The sequence below is a fragment of the Xanthomonas sp. NCPPB 3174 genome, from assembly GCF_056725205.1.
The window spans coordinates 402,315-420,015 of sequence record NZ_CM161517.1; the positions used below are offsets into that span (position 1 = coordinate 402,315).

Annotated in this window: 26 protein-coding genes; 2 read left to right on the forward strand and 24 right to left on the reverse strand. The window is 59.8% G+C overall.

Annotation, left to right across the window (positions count from 1 at the left end; genetic code table 11):
* Window positions 1-5 precede the first annotated feature (5 nt).
* The 24 genes from AC1PK7_RS01840 to ilvD form a co-directional block, all read right to left on the reverse strand.
* On the reverse strand, window positions 6-326 hold the full coding sequence (locus tag AC1PK7_RS01840; protein WP_481099670.1) for a hypothetical protein: 321 nt from the start codon (window positions 324-326) through the stop codon (window positions 6-8).
* Window positions 326-688 carry a hypothetical protein gene (locus AC1PK7_RS01845; protein WP_481099671.1) on the reverse strand — a complete coding sequence of 121 codons (363 nt, stop codon included), beginning with the start codon at window positions 686-688 and terminating at the stop codon, window positions 326-328. Before AC1PK7_RS01845 ends, AC1PK7_RS01840 begins: the two co-directional genes overlap by 1 nt.
* On the reverse strand, window positions 685-1,122 hold the full coding sequence (locus tag AC1PK7_RS01850; protein ID WP_420008662.1) for a hypothetical protein: 438 nt from the start codon (window positions 1,120-1,122) through the stop codon (window positions 685-687). The genes AC1PK7_RS01845 and AC1PK7_RS01850 overlap by 4 nt, the downstream gene beginning before the upstream one ends.
* Window positions 1,123-1,252: 130 nt before the next feature.
* Window positions 1,253-1,720 (reverse strand): hypothetical protein, encoded by a 468-nt coding sequence (locus AC1PK7_RS01855; protein WP_481099672.1) that lies wholly within the window; start codon window positions 1,718-1,720, stop codon window positions 1,253-1,255.
* Between the two features lie 224 nt (window positions 1,721-1,944).
* The gene (locus tag AC1PK7_RS01860; RefSeq protein ID WP_481099673.1) at window positions 1,945-2,370 is read right to left on the reverse strand and encodes a hypothetical protein; all 426 of its coding nucleotides are present in this window, start codon (window positions 2,368-2,370) and stop codon (window positions 1,945-1,947) included.
* A 383-nt stretch (window positions 2,371-2,753) separates the two neighbouring features.
* Window positions 2,754-3,122 (reverse strand): hypothetical protein, encoded by a 369-nt coding sequence (locus AC1PK7_RS01865; protein ID WP_420008665.1) that lies wholly within the window; start codon window positions 3,120-3,122, stop codon window positions 2,754-2,756.
* 426 nt (window positions 3,123-3,548) lie between these two features.
* A complete protein-coding gene (locus AC1PK7_RS01870) occupies window positions 3,549-3,863 on the reverse strand; it encodes a hypothetical protein (RefSeq protein WP_481099674.1) in 315 nt (104 codons plus the stop codon).
* A 133-nt stretch (window positions 3,864-3,996) separates the two neighbouring features.
* Window positions 3,997-4,437 carry an OmpA family protein gene (locus AC1PK7_RS01875; protein ID WP_481099675.1) on the reverse strand — a complete coding sequence of 147 codons (441 nt, stop codon included), beginning with the start codon at window positions 4,435-4,437 and terminating at the stop codon, window positions 3,997-3,999.
* Between the two features lie 69 nt (window positions 4,438-4,506).
* Window positions 4,507-4,893, reverse strand: a complete 387-nt coding sequence (locus AC1PK7_RS01880) for a hypothetical protein (RefSeq protein ID WP_420008668.1) — start codon at window positions 4,891-4,893, stop codon at window positions 4,507-4,509.
* Window position 4,894: 1 nt separating this feature from the next.
* Complete coding sequence (locus AC1PK7_RS01885; protein ID WP_420008669.1) at window positions 4,895-5,215, reverse strand: hypothetical protein; 321 nt, start codon at window positions 5,213-5,215, stop codon at window positions 4,895-4,897.
* Window positions 5,216-5,392: 177 nt separating this feature from the next.
* The gene (locus tag AC1PK7_RS01890) at window positions 5,393-5,866 is read right to left on the reverse strand and encodes a hypothetical protein (RefSeq protein ID WP_481099676.1); all 474 of its coding nucleotides are present in this window, start codon (window positions 5,864-5,866) and stop codon (window positions 5,393-5,395) included.
* 364 nt (window positions 5,867-6,230) lie between these two features.
* Complete coding sequence (locus AC1PK7_RS01895) at window positions 6,231-6,605, reverse strand: hypothetical protein (protein ID WP_481099677.1); 375 nt, start codon at window positions 6,603-6,605, stop codon at window positions 6,231-6,233.
* A 69-nt stretch (window positions 6,606-6,674) separates the two neighbouring features.
* Window positions 6,675-6,965: a hypothetical protein gene (locus AC1PK7_RS01900; protein ID WP_481099678.1), complete on the reverse strand. Its 291-nt coding sequence runs from the start codon at window positions 6,963-6,965 to the stop codon at window positions 6,675-6,677.
* 73 nt (window positions 6,966-7,038) lie between these two features.
* Window positions 7,039-7,341, reverse strand: coding sequence for a hypothetical protein (locus AC1PK7_RS01905; RefSeq protein WP_481099679.1), 303 nt, complete (start codon window positions 7,339-7,341; stop codon window positions 7,039-7,041).
* A gap of 76 nt (window positions 7,342-7,417) precedes the next feature.
* Complete coding sequence (locus AC1PK7_RS01910) at window positions 7,418-7,801, reverse strand: hypothetical protein (protein ID WP_481099680.1); 384 nt, start codon at window positions 7,799-7,801, stop codon at window positions 7,418-7,420.
* A 37-nt stretch (window positions 7,802-7,838) separates the two neighbouring features.
* Complete coding sequence (locus tag AC1PK7_RS01915) at window positions 7,839-8,387, reverse strand: hypothetical protein (RefSeq protein WP_481099681.1); 549 nt, start codon at window positions 8,385-8,387, stop codon at window positions 7,839-7,841.
* Window positions 8,388-8,537: 150 nt separating this feature from the next.
* Window positions 8,538-9,014, reverse strand: coding sequence for a hypothetical protein (locus tag AC1PK7_RS01920; RefSeq protein ID WP_481099682.1), 477 nt, complete (start codon window positions 9,012-9,014; stop codon window positions 8,538-8,540).
* 101 nt (window positions 9,015-9,115) lie between these two features.
* Window positions 9,116-9,484: a hypothetical protein gene (locus tag AC1PK7_RS01925; protein WP_481099683.1), complete on the reverse strand. Its 369-nt coding sequence runs from the start codon at window positions 9,482-9,484 to the stop codon at window positions 9,116-9,118.
* 223 nt (window positions 9,485-9,707) lie between these two features.
* On the reverse strand, window positions 9,708-10,142 hold the full coding sequence (locus AC1PK7_RS01930; protein WP_481099684.1) for a hypothetical protein: 435 nt from the start codon (window positions 10,140-10,142) through the stop codon (window positions 9,708-9,710).
* A 49-nt stretch (window positions 10,143-10,191) separates the two neighbouring features.
* Complete coding sequence (locus AC1PK7_RS01935; RefSeq protein ID WP_481099685.1) at window positions 10,192-10,656, reverse strand: DUF4265 domain-containing protein; 465 nt, start codon at window positions 10,654-10,656, stop codon at window positions 10,192-10,194.
* 401 nt (window positions 10,657-11,057) lie between these two features.
* Window positions 11,058-11,570 carry a hypothetical protein gene (locus AC1PK7_RS01940; protein WP_481099686.1) on the reverse strand — a complete coding sequence of 171 codons (513 nt, stop codon included), beginning with the start codon at window positions 11,568-11,570 and terminating at the stop codon, window positions 11,058-11,060.
* A 46-nt stretch (window positions 11,571-11,616) separates the two neighbouring features.
* Entirely contained in the window at window positions 11,617-12,024 is a 408-nt protein-coding gene (locus AC1PK7_RS01945; RefSeq protein ID WP_420008681.1) for a hypothetical protein, read from the reverse strand.
* 65 nt (window positions 12,025-12,089) lie between these two features.
* A complete protein-coding gene (locus AC1PK7_RS01950; RefSeq protein WP_481099687.1) occupies window positions 12,090-12,563 on the reverse strand; it encodes a nuclear transport factor 2 family protein in 474 nt (157 codons plus the stop codon).
* Between the two features lie 1,022 nt (window positions 12,564-13,585).
* A complete protein-coding gene (gene ilvD, locus AC1PK7_RS01955) occupies window positions 13,586-15,424 on the reverse strand; it encodes a dihydroxy-acid dehydratase (protein WP_481099688.1) in 1,839 nt (612 codons plus the stop codon).
* 245 nt (window positions 15,425-15,669) lie between these two features.
* Between ilvD and AC1PK7_RS01960 the strand changes: the two genes are divergently transcribed.
* Both AC1PK7_RS01960 and AC1PK7_RS01965 read left to right on the forward strand, forming a co-directional pair.
* Window positions 15,670-17,031, forward strand: a complete 1,362-nt coding sequence (locus AC1PK7_RS01960) for a glycoside hydrolase family 5 protein (RefSeq protein WP_481099689.1) — start codon at window positions 15,670-15,672, stop codon at window positions 17,029-17,031.
* Window positions 17,032-17,133: 102 nt separating this feature from the next.
* Complete coding sequence (locus AC1PK7_RS01965) at window positions 17,134-17,688, forward strand: DUF1190 domain-containing protein (RefSeq protein ID WP_481099690.1); 555 nt, start codon at window positions 17,134-17,136, stop codon at window positions 17,686-17,688.
* Window positions 17,689-17,701: the final 13 nt, after the last annotated feature.

The following is a 17,701-nucleotide window of genomic DNA, read 5'->3' on the forward strand; positions in this document are numbered from 1 at the left end:
TTGCTTCAGTTCGTCGGGATGTCATGTCGCGTCTTTGCCTGGGCATAGCAGTCGACGCAGACCAGCGTCATGTCATTGAACGCCTTGAAAGCCTCGGTCATGTCGCCTTCGGCCGTGAACAGCTCCTCGCAGGCATGGCACCATGCCTGAAGGTCGTTGGGATCGCTGTTGTTCTCGATGAATCCCGCGGGTGCCGGCTGGCCATTGAGCATATGTCGGCAGACCACGCTGGCGATCCGTTCGCCATGGGGGCCACAGCTCACCAGCAGTGGTTCACGTGCTTCAAGATCATCAGGTGGGTAGTCGATCAAATCCTTGGTTGCCATCATGCGTGCCCGTTGAAGACGACATCCAGGAAGATCTTCTCGGCCGGATCCCAGCGTGCTCTGAAGTAGCATGGTCCGCCATCGAAGACCACGACCATGTCGGTGGCAGCCGTCGCTGGTGGAGTGCGACAGAACGCATTGATCAGGATGACCTTGTCGCCACGAAACGTCTGGCCCTGGTATTGGAAGGTGTAGCTGCTCCAGTCGGGAAGCCGCACCTTGCCGATGGACGCTTGGCGCGTCACATACGGCTCGAGCTGCTGCCTGGCTGCGGCGACATCCTCGGTATTCGGCATCCATGAGCCGCCGGGGAGCGAAAGCCAACTGCCGATGGCGATTGCAAGTGCGACGATAGAGTTCATGTGGCAGCTTTCCGTTTGATTTCTCGCAAGGACAGTATCCCATGCTGCACGTCGGAGCTGGCTTGTGCGACCCTGCGGGATGCATCTGCAGGGGCTAGGGTTGCGTCCACCAAGCGAATCACTTCCGATGCGTAAGAAACTGTGCTCCACGGCAGTGCGACATACCGCCTGATATGGATCGTCCCATGCAGGTCGGATGGCAGGTCATACTGCGTCTGGACGAGGAACGGCCCTGCGATGGACGCGGTCACAGCCTCGCGTGTCGGAACGACCTTGTTTCCTAGCATGTCGCGGCCACTGACGCCTTTGCTTCTTGCTTCCCGAAAGCTCGCTTCCGCGCATGTGGCCAGCGACAACCACGCGGTAAGGTAGCCGATCGCCAGGAAGAACAAGGTCAGCACGCTGATTCCGACGCAGATGCTGCGTCGTTTCATCGATCGTCGCCATCAAATGGAAAAGCGATTCCATCGCCTGACAGCATGTCTGTGAAGTGCGTCATTGTTTTGTGTGCTGCCTAAACTGAGTCAAGCCAAGCTGCTGAGCGACATCGGCTTGTACCGCTTGCTAGGGAGAAGCCTGATCATAGTTGACGGTGACCATGTAGTACGTCACGCCCTCATGCGTGAAAGAGTTGAACGAACTGAAGACGAATGTGCCAACCGGTTGTGAGATTGGGGCCATTTGAGCCTTGCCACCATGGGCAACGACGGCCTCGGCAGATGCCGCGAGCGCTTCCAGCGTTTCGCCAGAGAGGTCAGGCGTTTCCAGCGGGCCGTGTAGTTCTTTCAAGGTGGTGTATGTTTGTTCCCAGGTGCGAGTGGCCTTGGAAAGATCAGTACCTTCATACACGCGGACGGCGACTCGCCAGAGGCGGCCTTCCTTGAGGTAGAACTGGGCGTTCTGACGCTTCCCGCCAAAGTCGGCGTTGTAAGTCTCCAGATCGCCATTGGAGAATTCACGATATGGTCCGTTGCTTTCCACTGCTCGAATTTCTTCCGCCGACATGCCGAAGCGCCAGGGGCCAAAATCCATGGCATTAGCCGAAAGAGTCGCGGAAAACAATAATGCAGATATCAGAAATCTCATTCATTCCCCCGATGAAAAGGCCAAGCCATTCGAAATAAGTGCGGCCTACGAAGCCGTCAATCGTTGCTCAACTACTGCGATGAATTCAGCCAGTCCTCAGGATGGCGACCTGGATCGTGCTTTGCAACAAGCCTCGTCACGGAGTGTCCCACCAGCGCGTACTGCCTGAATCACGTCCAGCCGCGACGTGAGTCCGGCTTGGGCAATTCGCCAGGTTCTCCTCCACACGATGTGTGCGTCGCGATCGAAACAACAACGCCGGTTACCATGGCTGCGACTCCTGACCTCGCGTTGATACAAAGCAGCACGACGCCGGGGATGACACCGATGATCGTGGCAGTGGCATATGACGCACGTCCAGCCCGTAAGAGCAGGGCATATGCAGGCGCGGCGAAGATGATCAGAACCGGAAGCGCCACGATGAGTCCGTAAAACACCACGACGCCGGAGATGGTCAGTAGCAGCAGCCAATCCGTTCGCGGCCAGGTCGAGACGGCACCCCACACCACGAAGCCGACGAACCAAACGAGAGCGCAGGCAACCAGCGCGATGAGACTCGCGAGAAGGGCATTGCTGAACCCGCGAACTCGCTTCATCTATGCCCTGATGTCTGAACTGAACCGCGCAGCGACGTCAGCTGGACTGAAGGTGGGAGAAGGTCAACAGGCGGCGAAGCACGGGGATGCTCAGTAGCGCGCCGCCAAGCGCCGAGCATGCCACAGATCCCCGTGTCGATGCGCACGCAGGCTGCTGGTTGCCGGACCTGATCCGGATTTTAGGCGACGAGCAGACCGGAGCAACGACGCTGCTGGACGAAGCGGCGGGCGATCCGATGGTGGGGTAAGAGAGGCTCCGCTCCGGAGCAGAACCTCGAAGCACCAAGCAACGTGCCGATGATGGAAGCCACGAGCGTGCCGAACCCTGCCTCTAAGGCGTCAAATGAAGCGGCTTAAGCTTGAATGCACTGCAGTGAGGCCGCCTACGTCCCGTCGTGCGAGAGTGCCATGGATGCAACAAAGAACGAGAGCAGCGCGCCCGCGAGCGATAGCACATGGATGATACCGAGCCAGCGGCGCCGCAGAGCCAATGTGGAAGGGACGAACAAAGCCGAGGTCAGCAACAGAATGAAGAGCGGAACGTATTCGACTAGCGTCCAATTCTCTACATGCGGTAGGCCGGCGGCCAAGCAGCAGGCGGCGAAACCGGCCAAGGCAAACAGACATGGAGCGCTTGCAATGACTCTGCGACCTGGTGACGCCGCTAGCGCAAGAAGAACGAGCGCGACAGCGAGCGGGAAGATCCCGAGAAGCCCTTGCTCCGCTGTAAAGAGCGAATAGCGCCAGTCCATGCCTTTTTCCTCTAATACCTAAGTTCAGTCGCGTTGCGAAGCGCAATCGGATCGAATAAACGGTTGGGGATCACTGCTTTGCGCTGCACACTTCAGTGCCAGGCGGGAGGTCAAACACCTCTCCATAGTTGCACATATGGTCGCAACCGCCTCCGATGTGATCCCACTCACCACTGATTTGGCATATGAACTGGCAGGAGTCGGTCCTGTTGCAGCGCTTCGCGACAATACGTGCGATGCACGTCCGAGGCGAGTCCTCGCCGAACTTCGCCGCGTATGCCTTGATGTCGCAGACGGATGGCTCCGCGAGATATGGATTGTCTGCCGCGGTCCGAACTGGCTTTTGAGCGGAGCAAGCAGCCAGCGCGAACAAGACGGACGCGAAAACTAATGTTGTGAACTGCCTCATGGGGGCTTCTACCAAATTTAGGGTGCGGCCCCGCGAAAGACCAATACCATGATGCTGATGGCCAATAATCCGAATAGAGCTTGATGGATGCGGCAATGCAGACGGATCGCAAGGTACTCCGGATCCGAAGAATCATTGGCTGTGGGAATTTTCCATAAATGGAACAGGTTAAGGGCAATTCCGAGAGGCGAGCCGCCGAAGCGAAAGTGCTCGAAGCCGGCGAGCTTTAACCGGTCTGCATCCAAGGCGCTGCGAATCCTCTTGGCCAGCAACCAATCGCTTGCTATGACGGCAGCGAAAAGCACCAGAGGCAAGTACATCAAGAATGGCATGCCTTCTCCGATAGGCCTGGCGTCGCTAGTGACGTTGAATTTGGCGGAAGCATTCGCGACAGACCTGGTGCCTAAGCCGCGTCGCGAAGCGATGGCGGCTAGAGTGAGTTGGTGGCAGCCAGGATAGAGCTGATCACGGATCGATGTCCACGTTCAATTCGGCCCGCTGATTACGCCAGCTATCCGCCGGCTTGTCCGCGATCGGACGCGTAGATCCGTATTCGGTTAGTGCTATGACGCATAGCGGATCTACACCAGCAGCAAGCAGGAACCTGTATAGAAACAGCGTCCGCCGTTGGGCCAGAGCGTGGCATTCCTGGCCGGAGCACTCGGACTGATCCGTATGGCCAGAAATCTCAAACCTTACCGACGGGTAGCGCTTGATCAGATCGACAGAGCGATTCACGTTGGTGATTTGGTCCGCGTCGACCACAGCCTCTTCGATCGTCTCACCCTTCAGAGGATGGCCGGATTTGAAAAAGACGCCACCGAGGTCGAGAGAAGAGCCAAGCGCTGTGGTCGAATGCCCTGCCAGCAAGGCAGCCAATGGCAGGAGATAGATGAATTTGAGCATGGGGCCGAACACCTGAGTTAAGCTGCGCCGCGTAGTCGAGCAGGGTTTGCCGTATCGTGAAAAGCATAGCTACTTCGCCGTGCAGCTCGTACTTCGCTCGGTGCCGGCGCGAACGTAATACGCCACATTGCCGGTTCGCTCGCTCTTGAAGTTCAGGCGGCTGTGGTCCGGCGGCACGCTAAGGCGCACAGTGATTAGATCGCCTCGTGCGTTCACCGCGAGCAAGACCTGCCCATTGGCCTCCTTGTACAGGAAGGGCGCCATTGCGGCAGAAGGCCGCCGGCTAAAACCATAGCCTTCGGGAAAGAACTCGAGCGAGTCTTTCGGGTTGCCATCGGGGTCCTCGCAAAGCACCCAGGTGCCAACAAGGGGGCTGGTGAGCGCTGTGGCCGCGCACGCGACGCCGCAACCCAAGGCGCAGCCGGAAAGAACGGTGGAGAGCAGCAGATGTCTCATATCAGCGCTCGACGCCAGAGTTACGCCCGGCCAGACGGGGCGATTGGGACGATTCGTCAGCTTTGTGGCCCGTGTTGAAAAACAAGGTGTACACGAATGCGACTGGCGAGAGGAACAGGCAGGCTAGGAACCAACGCCAGCTGCCGGCGAGATGTGCGCGATAAAGCCCCAGCAACCACGTTGCGGTAATGCCACCAGCCAAGGCGAAGCACATGACGATTTCATGCGGGTACATCTCATCTTCGCTGAGCTCCCAATCCATTGCGCGCTCTTGGCCAAGAAGCACAAGCACCGCCAAGTACGCAGTGAAGAACAAGAACATGAGAAGTGTCAGTTTCGGTATTCGGTTGGACATCGCGGTGAGGCCAAGCGTGTGCGTTATGTAGAGGGACAGAGCCAATCTGATTTGAGTGAATTACTGGGCAACAAGAGCGAACATCTGGCAGCGCTCCCGGGAGGGGAGTTGGCGCTCTCGCATGGCCACTCTTCAGGTGCCGACTTAGTAACCGGCCGCACGCAACCGCAAGACCATTCCACCCATCTCTTCATCTGTCTCGTAGCTGACAGTGACGTCGGCGGCGTGCCTGTCCGTGCCGTATTGAAGAGACAGCGCACCTTGCTCCAGGTGAACATGCCTTCCCCAATGATTGCTCGGGACAAGGCACGTCACCACGCGCTCCGCGTTCGTGTTCGAAAATTCAACGGCGCCATGATCCATGAGAGCCTGGCAGGCTGGTTTGGCTGGGCCGTAGCCCTGATGCAGGCACTTCTTGGCCGAGAACGCAGCTTCGTTCTCGGTTTTAAAATTGCTACCCCAGGACGTGTGAAAAGCGATCTCGTGGATTTCGCCGGCGCTCACGGAAGCGACGAATTGCTTCACTGGTAAGCAAAGAGGATCTGGCTCGCCCGCAGTGGCGGCGCCGTTAACAAGCATTGCGAGAAGCAGGTTGCCTGCAGCAATGGGAACTTTCATCTTCTATTGAATACCTATCAAGACGCGCCACCGAGAGGCGTCAGCTTGAGTGTGTGGTCGGTCGGTGGTGCCAGAAGGGGGTGAAGCATCTGCCGCACTCCCCAGCGCGGCCGTCGTGTATGCAGCATGCCACAGGTCGAGGTCTTGGGTCTTGCTCGAAATGCAGGCCGCTGGACGGTGCCATGACCTAGGACATGGAGCAGAGTGGGTAGCCGCGCCAGGCGAAGAAGCACCGGGCCAACTGGTGGTGGGGGCGGTGGGCTTGATCCACGAAGCGCGAGGCTAGCCGCGGAAGACGGAAGCCGTACCGCGCGCGCAGCCTGCCACCTCCGGCGTGTAAATCCTTACATGCCGTCCCGATGAACTAGAAGCGCTGCCCCCTGTATGGCTTGGCAATAACCTGCCAGTCATCCTCATACACCACTGTACCCGGGTCTGACGTCCGCAGCACATTGACGTGGTATCCATGGAGATCCAGCAGGATCTTTAGCTGCCACATCCGTCTGATCGCGTTGTCCGCCGCCGGCTTGAACCAGGAGATGGCACGCCGATGCTCAGGATCCGCCAGTGCAGTCGGCACCGGAAGATGGTCATTGAACCAAGCCAGGGCGGTGCGGAGTTTGTCATGATCTTGAGTAGACAGCTCCCCCTCATCGCGAAGCGTATGCGCGGCAACGAGCACCCCTCCAGCGCGCCCTGAATCCGAGTCGGTAGCAAGCGTGACAAACCGAATCAGCACGGCGTCTTCCTTGATGGCCTCGACCCGGTACTAAAATGCGTCGGGAAGTGGCATCGGCGTGGTTGATTATCAGGTATTAGGATCCGGAAATAGCACATATCCAAAGCCCGACACCTGTGCGTCGCGGAAGGCTTGCCCCACGACGTCGTTCTGGCCATCGAATTGCGCATAGTCTGTAATCACCTTGGTGCGCTCGGTTTCGATGCGGCGCCAGCCCTTGCTGCCTAGTTCCGCAGATACTCGATCCTCCGCTGCGTCCAGATCAGGAGCGGCGACGAACAGGAGAGCAGCAACCTTCAGTCCGGCTGCAAATCGGGGGTGGGATTCTGATGCCTCGAGATTGGACTGCAGTAGCAGCATAAATCAACGCCTGAGTTGAGCCGCACCGCGCTGCTGCGACGTGGACAAATTATCAGATCCAACTGCGAGAAGCTCAAGCAGAAACCTCAATGAGTTCTACCGCCTGCGAGCCTTGAACATGCCATCGCTCTGCGAGGTTCAGTACGTCTTCTACTGCCTCCCCCGGATGACTGGTCGTAGTGATCTCATGGTTGAAGTTGCGATCTGGGTCAGTGAGCAGCAAGTCAAGAGCAAGCTCCCAGTTCTCGCAATCTTTGCCCGCAGCGCAAAAAAGATTGATCTTTCGTTCGATCAGACTTAGCAATAGCGCCTCGTGGTGGGCCGAATACGGCACAAAGCTTACAAGTACGACCTTCGATGCGTCTGCAGAATTCATTGATGGACTTCGCGTGTGCATTAACAGTGTCGTGGAACGGTGTCGGCAGGATGCATTGTCGTGTCACCCGACATCGCTAGTACAACATGGCGCCGAACTTCAGCAATACCGCGCCGCCACGGAACAAGCCAAAGTAGTTGACGCCATTTCTGCATGCAACATGGCGAAGTTGGTCGCCGGGCTGCATCATCGACATCGCTTGTTCCCATTCCGGAGAGCTCGACACCATGGGATTTCCGACCTGATCGGCGTAATCCAGGGCTTGATAGCGCCGCATCGGTTCCGTGACCCAGCAGCCGGCCAAGCCTAGCTCACTTGCACGTCGTGCCGATTCCATGCCTGGGCCGAGTTGATGGGCGCTGCCGGCAAGGAGTGCGTTGCAGAGCATCGCGACCGCAAATGCCGACGAACGAATTTTCGAATTTCGGGAGCGCATCTCCATGCCATCGAATGCCTGCATTAAGAGAGACCAGTACCGACTTCGCACCAAACGAATGTTAGGGCGTACTCATTGCTCTGATGAGTGGGACGCGGTAGTCTTTATCCTTCTCATTCCAGTACACGAACCCATTCGGAAGATCGACTGTAAAAAAGCTCTCGTAATAGTCATCTTCATCAAAGTGGTTTGCGTCCCGCCCAAAGAGCTTCATGCGAACTCGGTGTTGACTGAGATCTGTGTCGTCTTCTTGTAGGGCAATCACTGTAAAGGTCTCTTCAGGGACCATCCGTAGCGCGCCGACGTCAAGTCCATATAGGGCCGCCAGCGCAGATAGCAGGTCGTCACTAATCTTCCCCAGTGATCTGAAACATGCGCCTTGGCCGTAGATATGATCTTTGATGAGATTCATGTCTCTATCGAATCCAGGGCCAATGCTTCTGATGATTTTCACCGAAAATCCGACGCGCACCGAATTGTGTGAGGCGAGCAGATTAAAATAATAAAAATCGGCGTCTTTCTTGAACTCGTCAACCTTGAAAATGCAATCAACAAAGCCATCAGCACTGAACTGGTCGAGCGCTGGCAGGCCCTGGTCATCAAGAATCATGACGTTCTCTTGTGTTGTGTAATATCCGAGTCAAGTCCCGTTGCGAAGCGGTGTCCGCTTAGGCGTTTGTGATGCTAGCCGTGAACAACAGCAGGGCCGGGTACTGACCTTCCATTGCTCCAGGCAGCCTCGACCCTTGTATCTAAGAAATCAAGAGCCTTTGCCGCACTCCTTTGTTACGATCGGCCCAAGGTATTCGGGTAGCGTCCCCGTGGCGTTCATCTGCGAAAGCTCATCTAGCCTGGGAATCCGCGCTGCTGGATCAGCCGCGAGAAATGCGCCATACGCCTTGAGCATGCTGCGCATCCCCGCGAGTTGTCCGGGCATCAGCTTCCCCTTGTCGCTTGGGTAGGCGATTTGATGCGCAGCGCTTCCAAAAATGAACTGCGTGAGTAGCTCTCCAGAGTTGGGCACATTGGTCGCCGGGATTGGTTCAAGTACGCCCGGGCAAACGTAGTCGACTACATCCTTGCTCTTCTCCTCCCACGCGATGAGCAGCGAGCGAATGGCAGGCGCGCTCTCGTCAAGCGGCTTTTCCTCAAGAAATCGTGTCAGACCTACGACTTGATCAGTCTTGACCTTAAGTGTTCCGCCATACGCTAGCGGAGTCGCCAGCGAAGCGCTCATTAGAGCAATGACAATGAGTGCTGCCCGTTCCATCCAATTGTCCCCTTAGACCTGATGCCAGAATGAAGCCGCGCAGCGAATCGCCTTGCGCGGAAGAATTGTCAGGCGGCGCCTGCGGAGTCAGCACCGGCCGGCTCCCCATCAGGATATGCCAAGCCCATGATGTCCTTGAAGGAGAGCCCATTCAACTCCTTACGACATGAGGCCAAGTCCGCTTGCCCACCCAGGGTCTCGTTGATCAAGGGCTGGCTAGCAGGCGATTTCGAGGTGAGGCATCCCTGGCGTGATAGAACGATCAGCTCTGCCAGGGAGAGTCGCATCCGATCTTCGGGGGAGAGCGCTGCAACGACAGCCGCGTGGCTGCGCTCGAACGCCGCAGGAGACCTGCCATCAATTCTTGGAGTGGAGCTGCAAGACGCACTTGCCATTGCAGTCATGGCAATCAACCAAAACGACGCGAAGTTTTTCATGGCCAAAGTGCGAAATCCCACCGTTGGATGTGCAACGCCTAGGAGCGCTGAAGGTTATCCTGTCCGGAATGGAGCTAGGGATGTCTGCGCCAGCGTCACGCATGAGATCCACGGCCTCACGGACGGTGCCGTTCTAGTCATAAAGTAAAGGAGCGAGATTGCAGTTCAGGTCTCCAAAATCCTGAGCCAGACCGAGCCGGGAAGCGTTGTCGGCTTGATTGGACTACTCGGTGACAAGCAGATCGCCCGGCACCACGATGGATGTGCCAAATACCACGCCTGAGACCTGGGTTGCTGCAGCCAGGGTGCGTAGCGACTCGGGCAGATCGGACAGGTGCAGCGGTGTCTTCGGCAGGCTTTGCAGTTCATATCCGCCCAAGGCTTGCCGAGCGATGCGATGGATGTCCGACCAGTCGTAGGCAAAGACGCCGCGCTTGGAAAATGCAATAAAGTCGTCTGGCCGAATAAGCGTGACGCGCAAGTCTACGCGAGAGGTTTCCGGCAATGCCAAGATCAGCTCCTCGGCGGTCTCTAGTGAGATGAGTGCTGTAGCCGGGATCGGTCCCTCACCCGCTGTCGTAAAAAGTGCGACCTGGCCAACGGCATCAATGGCAAGCCATGCAGCATCAACGCCTTTAAGATCGAAGGAAGTAAGCATTGCCATCTGACATTAGGTTGGGGAGGCGCCACGAAGCGGCGTGAGTGAGTCATGATGCTTCATCGGGGAACAACGAAGCATAAGTTGGATCTGCGTGCTCCCACTGCGTGTCTTGCTGGATAAGGTATGAGCGCACCGCCTGCAGATCGACGGCGGGTGGTATATTGAGTGAGAAGTACCTGGAATTCGCGCCCTCATAGCTGCAGCCGAGCGCTACCAGTCCCTGGAGCACCTGGTCAGAACGATTGCCAGGCGCAACGGGTGGATCCAGGATGATCCGTATAGTGCAATTAACGGACTTCGCCATCACCGCATGGAACGTGGGCATGTCTTCTTGGGGATCAATGGGCGCAAAGACCGTGTCCTGCCAAGAGACGCCGTAAGCATAGAAGGGCGAGTTGTCCAGCGTATATCGGTCATCGCCGAGTGGAAAGGCCCAAAGCGTCTCAACCGTAACCCCGCCCTCATCGTCTGGGACACGGAACAACACCTTGGTAGTCGGATCAGTGCTCATGAGACTTGACTCCTGGATTGAACCGGGCCGGGAAGTGATTTCGGCTCGAATGCATCGTCGGAGCGTCCATGGTTAGTCGAAACACATGCCAGCCACAACCGTTCCCACCTTGACCTCGTTGTAGCAGCCGTAGATATCGTGCGTATCTGCTTGGCATGTTCCGCTGGCCCTGGCTCCAAGCTTGGCATCCGGTGACGCCTTGCACACCCCTTTGCATTCCTGGCTGTCCTGGCACGCCATTCCGCCATCCGAAAACGGGACGACACAGCCCGGCGTAGCGAACAGGCCGACGCCCTGTATGCGCCCGCCCTGAGCTTTGCAGTGCGCTGCGTCAACCCTCGGTTGCGAGGCGCAGGACGTGCAGATCAAAATGACTGCGAGTAGCGTCAGAGAGTAGCGCCTCAACATGGCTTTCGCTGTCGTGATGTCTGCCATTGGTGCTCAACCCTTATGTGGTCCTCGCCGCAAAGCGGCGCCGTCTCGATAGCTTGTTGGGCGCCAACCCGGCCACCATGCCACATGTCCAAGAGCGCATTTGCCGCCTGCGCGGGCATCACGCCGCTGTCATGGAGATGCCAGACGAGATGGATGGCCAGCAACTGCAGGTAGCCATGCTGAACTGGGTCGAATCCTCGAGTATCGGCCGCGATATCCCAGGCAGTCATGCCGGAGAGGACGGAATCATCGGAACTGACATTGGGCTCAAAGGACACATTTGCAGCCGCACAAAGCAACTGGACTGCGAGCGTCGCGCTCGGGCTATCACTCACAATCTCCAAGATCGCGGTATCTGCAGAAACGCGGGTTCTCAACACCTTGACGTCCGTGACCAAGCCAAGCAAGTCGCTAACGTCACTGACAAGTTGATCGACTGGAGGCATGTGCTGCGGCGATCGGCGTTTGTTGGAGGGCAAGCGTTAGCCTGTCGCTGCAAGTGGTGCGGAAGATTTGCATCGATTGTTAGGCGTTCTTCTCTGGCGCTGAACCAGGTCCAGCGTCCAAACCCGATGGGTCCGACCCAAGCAGGTCCTCAAAAAGCATGGCCGCGCCATCTGGTTTGATCCCTGGATCAGCCATTTTATAGAGGGTGTCGAATACGGCCTCATAGGATGCCATGCGATAGACGAGGGACAGGTCGCGCCTCGATGCTCCCAAAAAAAGCAATCGTTCCAGGACAGGGCCGACGTCCCCGAATGGACCATCGGGCTGCTGCTGTGATGTATTGATTGCATTGTCGATCCAGAGTTCCTGCATCGGCGAATTGATGATTTCGCTCCACAGTGAACCTAGGAATTCTTCGCGGCTTGGGTACTCTTCTGAATCATCCATGTTGTAGTGGTCTTGTATGCCTAGGGGCGAGTTTTGCATCTAACACCTTAGTTAAGCTGCGCTGCGAAGCGGCGTCGGCTTGAATGAATTGTTAGGTGCCACCATTACGGGGTAGCACCATCTGCGGCTGCGGCTGCGGCTGCGTCTTGTGCGGCGACTACTTGCCACCGGCCGTCCCGTTTGACCCAGATGTCGGTCCAGACGTACTGGCCAGTAGAGCCATCCTTACGAGTCCATGTCTCGCTGCCATGAGCGATCGCGGTGTTTCCGAAGAATCTAACGCTCACGTCGTGGAGTGTATTGGAAGCGATTTGCTTGGCTGGGCCAGTCTCACGCGTGACCTGAGATTTATCGTATCTCCTGCCCTTTGTATCCGTACCGATGAAGTCATCTGCAAAATAAATTTTGCGCTTTGACCGATCTCCCGTAACGACGGACTCTGCCCAATCCCGAGAACAATCGATGATGTAACGCTCGGCCTCAGCATAGGAGTCTGAGGTTGCGATTGGGGTATGCGAGCAGCCGGAAAGCAGCAAGGGTGCACACAATGAGGAAATGAAGGAGTGATTGAAGGTCATTCTATGTTTCCGTAGCACCTAACGCCTGAGTTAAGTCGCGCCGCGAAGCGGTTTCGGCTTGAATGAATTGTTAGGCGCCGCCCCTGCCGCCAACAGTTGGTCAACTATCTCGCCCAGAGTAGACGAGCCGGAGGTCCACCAGAACGACTTAGGCATTGTGACGCCAAGGTGCTCCTCGATCTCACCAATTGCATTCTCAGCGTCGAGGTCTCCGTCAATGGAGTTGAACCGCGGACCGCCAGCAATGGCGCCTACATTATCGCCAGGCAGGAAGTAGGGGCTGTGCCAGCGTAGGTGCCGGGCAAGAATTGCACTGATCTCAGTTGCTGCTTGCTGCCGAGTGCCGCCGCCCCACTGGCCCAGCAACTCGGACGTACGAAATCTTTGTTGGGCCGACAGCTGCTTGAAGAAGGACAAATCCGGACCAAGCCATCTAACGCCTATGAAGAATCTCTGCCACCTATCGGTGGGTGGATAGTGGCTCGGATATTGAAGCGGCTCGTCCGGTCTCATTGAGTGCGGCGTCTAACTGCTATTGGACCGTCCAAAAGCGGTGATGCTCCAAGTATCCACCAACGCCAGACGTCTGCAAAGCGGGAAACTCCTTGCCTGCATCAATGACTTGCCGGATGGTGGCCTCGGCTCCGTGCGCCAACGCTGGCTACGTTATCTGACGTTCGAGCTGGCGTATGAGTTACACCCATGACGATGACGGCGTAACGGGCGCGTCCTTCGCCGAGGTTGCTGGAGCAGGTGCGTGGCCGGTTGCGGCTTCGGCATTACAGCCTGCGTACCGAGCAAATGTCTGTTGGCTGGATGGGGCGCTTCATCCTAGTCAATGGTGAACAGCATTCAGCGCGGATGGGGTACGCCGCGCAGATCCTCCGCATACGCCGTGGTGTCCAGAAAAGCAGCATAGCCGTGGGCGTTTGCGGTCACGCGTCGGGACTGAAGTCCCTCCCACAATGCAGTACCTGGGCGCCATGAAGACCGCGGCAATCCGCGGCCATCACGACAACGCCTCACCCCTCCAACATCGCCTTGTTTCGCACCGCCCCCTTGTCCGCACTGGTCGCCAGCAGCGCATACGCCTTCAACGCCGTACTGACCTTGCGCGGGCGCGGCTCGGCCGGCTTCCAGCCGCGGGTGTCCTGTTCGGTGCGGCGCGTGGCCAGTTCTGCGTCGGAGACCAGCAGGTCGATGCGGCGTTGGGGGATGTCGATGCGGATGCGGTCGCCGTCGCGAACCAGGCCGATGGCGCCGCCCGCTGCCGCTTCGGGCGAGGCGTGGCCGATCGACAGGCCGGAGGTGCCGCCGGAGAAGCGGCCGTCGGTGAGCAGCGCGCATTGCTTGCCCAGGCCCTTGGACTTCAGGTACGAGGTCGGGTACAGCATTTCCTGCATGCCGGGGCCGCCCTTGGGGCCTTCGTAGCGGATCACCACGACGTCGCCAGCCTTGACGTCGTCGGCGAGGATGCCCTTCACCGCGGCGTCCTGGCTTTCGAACACCTTGGCGTTGCCCTCGAACACGTGGATGGATTCGTCCACGCCCGCGGTCTTCACCACGCAGCCGTCCTCGGCGATGTTGCCGTACAGCACCGCCAGCCCGCCCTCCTGCGAGTAGGCGTGGGCGACGTCGCGGATGCAGCCGCTGGCGCGGTCGGCGTCCAGGCTCGGCCAGCGCGTGGCCTGGCTGAAGGCGACCTGGGTGGGGATACCGGCCGGCCCGGCCTGGTAGAAGGTCTGCACCGCGGGGTCGTCGCTCTGGGTGATGTCCCACTGCGCGATGGCGTCGGCCAGGGTGCGGCTGTGCACGGTGGCCTGGTCGGTATGCAGCAGGCCGCCGCGCGCCAGTTCGCCGAGGATGGCGACGATGCCGCCGGCGCGGTGCACGTCCTCGATGTGGTACTTCTGCGTGTTCGGCGCCACCTTGCACAGTTGCGGCACGCGCTTGGACAGGCGGTCGATGTCGCGCAGGGTGAACGGCACTTCGGCTTCCTGCGCGGCGGCGAGCAGGTGCAGGATGGTATTGGTGGAGCCGCCCATCGCGATGTCCAGGGTCATCGCGTTCTCGAACGCTTCGAAGGTGGCGATGCCGCGCGGCAGCGCGCGCGGGTCTTCGGCGCCGTACCAGCGGTGGCACAGTTCCACCGCGGTGCGGCCGGCCTTGAGGAACAGTTGCTCGCGGTCGGCGTGGGTGGCCACCACGGTGCCGTTACCGGGCAGGGCCAGGCCCAGCGCTTCGGTCAGGCAGTTCATCGAGTTGGCGGTGAACATGCCCGAGCAGGAGCCGCAGGTGGGGCAGGCGCTGCGCTCGAACGCGGCCACTTTCTCGTCGGAGGCGGTGGGATCGGCGGCGATCACCATCGCGTCGATCAGGTCCAGATTGTGGTCGGCGAGCTTGGTCTTGCCGGCTTCCATCGGCCCGCCGGAGACGAACACGGTGGGGATGTTGAGGCGCAGCGCGGCCATCAGCATGCCGGGGGTGATCTTGTCGCAGTTGGAGATGCACACCAGCGCGTCGGCGCAGTGCGCGTTGACCATGTACTCGACCGAGTCGGCGATGATCTCGCGGCTAGGCAGCGAATACAGCATGCCGTCGTGGCCCATGGCGATGCCGTCGTCCACGGCGATGGTGTCGAACTCCTTGGCAACGCCGCCGACGCGCTCGATCTCGCGCGCGACCAGTTGCCCGAGATCCTTCAGGTGCACGTGGCCGGGCACGAACTGGGTGAAGGAATTGGCGATGGCGATGATCGGCTTGTGGAAGTCGGCGTCCTGCATGCCGGTGGCGCGCCACAGCGCGCGGGCGCCGGCCATGTTGCGGCCGTGGGTGGAGGTCTTGGAGCGATAGTCGGGCATGGGAGCAGCGAACGAGCGGGCGGGGAGGCTGGCGATGGTGGCGCGATCGGATCGTTGCTGCTGCAACCGTCCTGGGCATCCACCGGGTGGGCCAACCACGTTAGCACGCACGCTGGCGCCACCGCGCGCCGGCCAGGAGTGAGAAGCGGTTCGCAGACCTGCCCGCACACGCTTGGCAGACTGCGGTGGCCGGTGCGTCAGGGGGCGTAGGCCCGGCTCGCCCATCATGACCACAGGAGGTGTCCATGCTTCGGCATGTGCGTTCGTCGTCTTCCGCTGTTTCCTCCCCCACCCCGTCCCTTGTTTCCACCCCGGCCGATCCGGGCCGCCGCAGCGTGCTGCGCGCCGGTGTCGGCATCGCCGCCGGCGCCGCGCTGTGGGGCCTCGGCGGCCAGGCCCGCGCCGCGGGCACGCTGCCGTTCGCGGGCCTCAATCTGTCCGGGCTGGCGTCCAACAACTTCGTCGACAACGCCATCATCGACCGGAACTACCGCGACATCAGCGACCAGCACATCGTCGCCGCCGGCGCCTGCCCGCTGTTCCGCCTGCCCACCACCGCCGCACGCTTCAGCACCGGCCAGGGCATGCCGCTCAACGCCACGTACTGCGACCAGGTCGAGAAAGTGCTGAATCGGCTCGCGCTGCGCGGCAAGGTGGCGATCCTGGAGCTGCACGACTACATGCGCCTGCCGATCAAGGTCGCGAGCAAGTCCGGTTACCGGCGCGATGGGTCCGGGCAGTTGATCGGACCGGATGGGCGCGTGGTCACCGACCCCGCCGACCAGGCGGTGTGGAACGGGACCTGCCGCAAGGGCAATTTCCTGTACCTGGGCTATTTCGATCCGGCCGACAACCTGCTCAAGCTCTACGAGTACCGCGTGATCGGAACGCCGGGCTGCACGCTGTACAACGCTGCCGGCCTGCCGGATCTGTGGAGCCGCATCGTGCAGCGCTTCCGCTCGCATCCGGCGATCTTCGGCTGGGGCCTGATGAACGAGCCTTACGAGGGGCCGGAGTACAACGCCGACGGCAGCAAGCTGGTGATGGCCGATCACTGGCTGCGCACCGCCACCGCCACTGCGGCGCGCATCTTCGATTTCGACCGGTCGCATTACGTGTTCGTCTGCGGCAATCAGTACGCCAGCGCGCGCCTGTGGGACAAGGTGTCCAACAACCTGGACACGATCCCCGACCCGTACGATCGCATCGTCTATGAGGCGCACAACTACCTCGACAACGAGGGCCAAGGCGGTGGCGCCTGGGCCAATCCCAATGAGAACGTTGCGCCGGACACCGGCATCGAGATGGTCAAGCCGTTCATCGACTGGCTGGGACACAGAGGCAAGCGCGGCTTTCTCGGCGAGCACGGCTATCCGGCGGGCAACGCCAGCGCGGAATTGGCGACCAAGCGCATGCTCGCGCACCTGCAGGCCAACAACATCCCCAGCACGCAATGGTGCTTCGGGCCCGGCTGGCCGGACAACGACGTGCTGGGCATGAGCCGCGACGTTGGCATGGACATCCAGGTCAAGTCCAACATCGCCGCGGTGCAGCCGTATTTCGACGCGCGCCTGTCCAGCTACGTGCCGCCGCCGCCGACGAGCTGACGCGTCGCGCGTGCGTCAGCGGTGACGTCCAACCGCCGGCCGCGGGTTTCCGCGGCCGGCGGAACCGGGCATCATCGTGGCTGGACTCAGGAAGACGTTGCCATGAAAAGGTCAAAGACGACCGCGTTGTTGCTGATGAGCGCGGCACCATTGCTGTTCACCGCCTGCGGGCGCGAGCCGGAAGCCAAGGCCCAGGAAGGTCTCTACACCTCGGTGGATGCCTGCGTGGCGCAGACCCACGACATCGCCACCTGCCGCGAGGCCTTCGCGCAGGCGCAGAAGCAGGCGGCCGAGCAGGGGCCCAAGTACGCCAGCCGCGAGCAGTGCGCGCAGGACTATGCGCAGGATCGCTGCGTGGAGCAGCGCGACAGCCACGGCCACTCCTTCATCGGGCCGATAATGACCGGCTTCTTCCTGTCGCAGATGCTCAACAACAACCGCGCTGCCGGTTTCAATGCGGCACCCGCCTACCAGGACCGGCAGAACCAGTGGCAGCGGCCGGCGTCCTATTCCGGCGGCGCCGGTGCGGTGAGCAGCGCCACGATGCTGCGCGGCAACCAGACCATGACCCATATCGGCGCCACGCCGAACCGTGCCGTCACCGTCAGCCGCGGCGGTTTCGGCGAATCCGCCGGCGGGCGCGGCTTCGGCAGCTGAGTCCGGCTTTTTC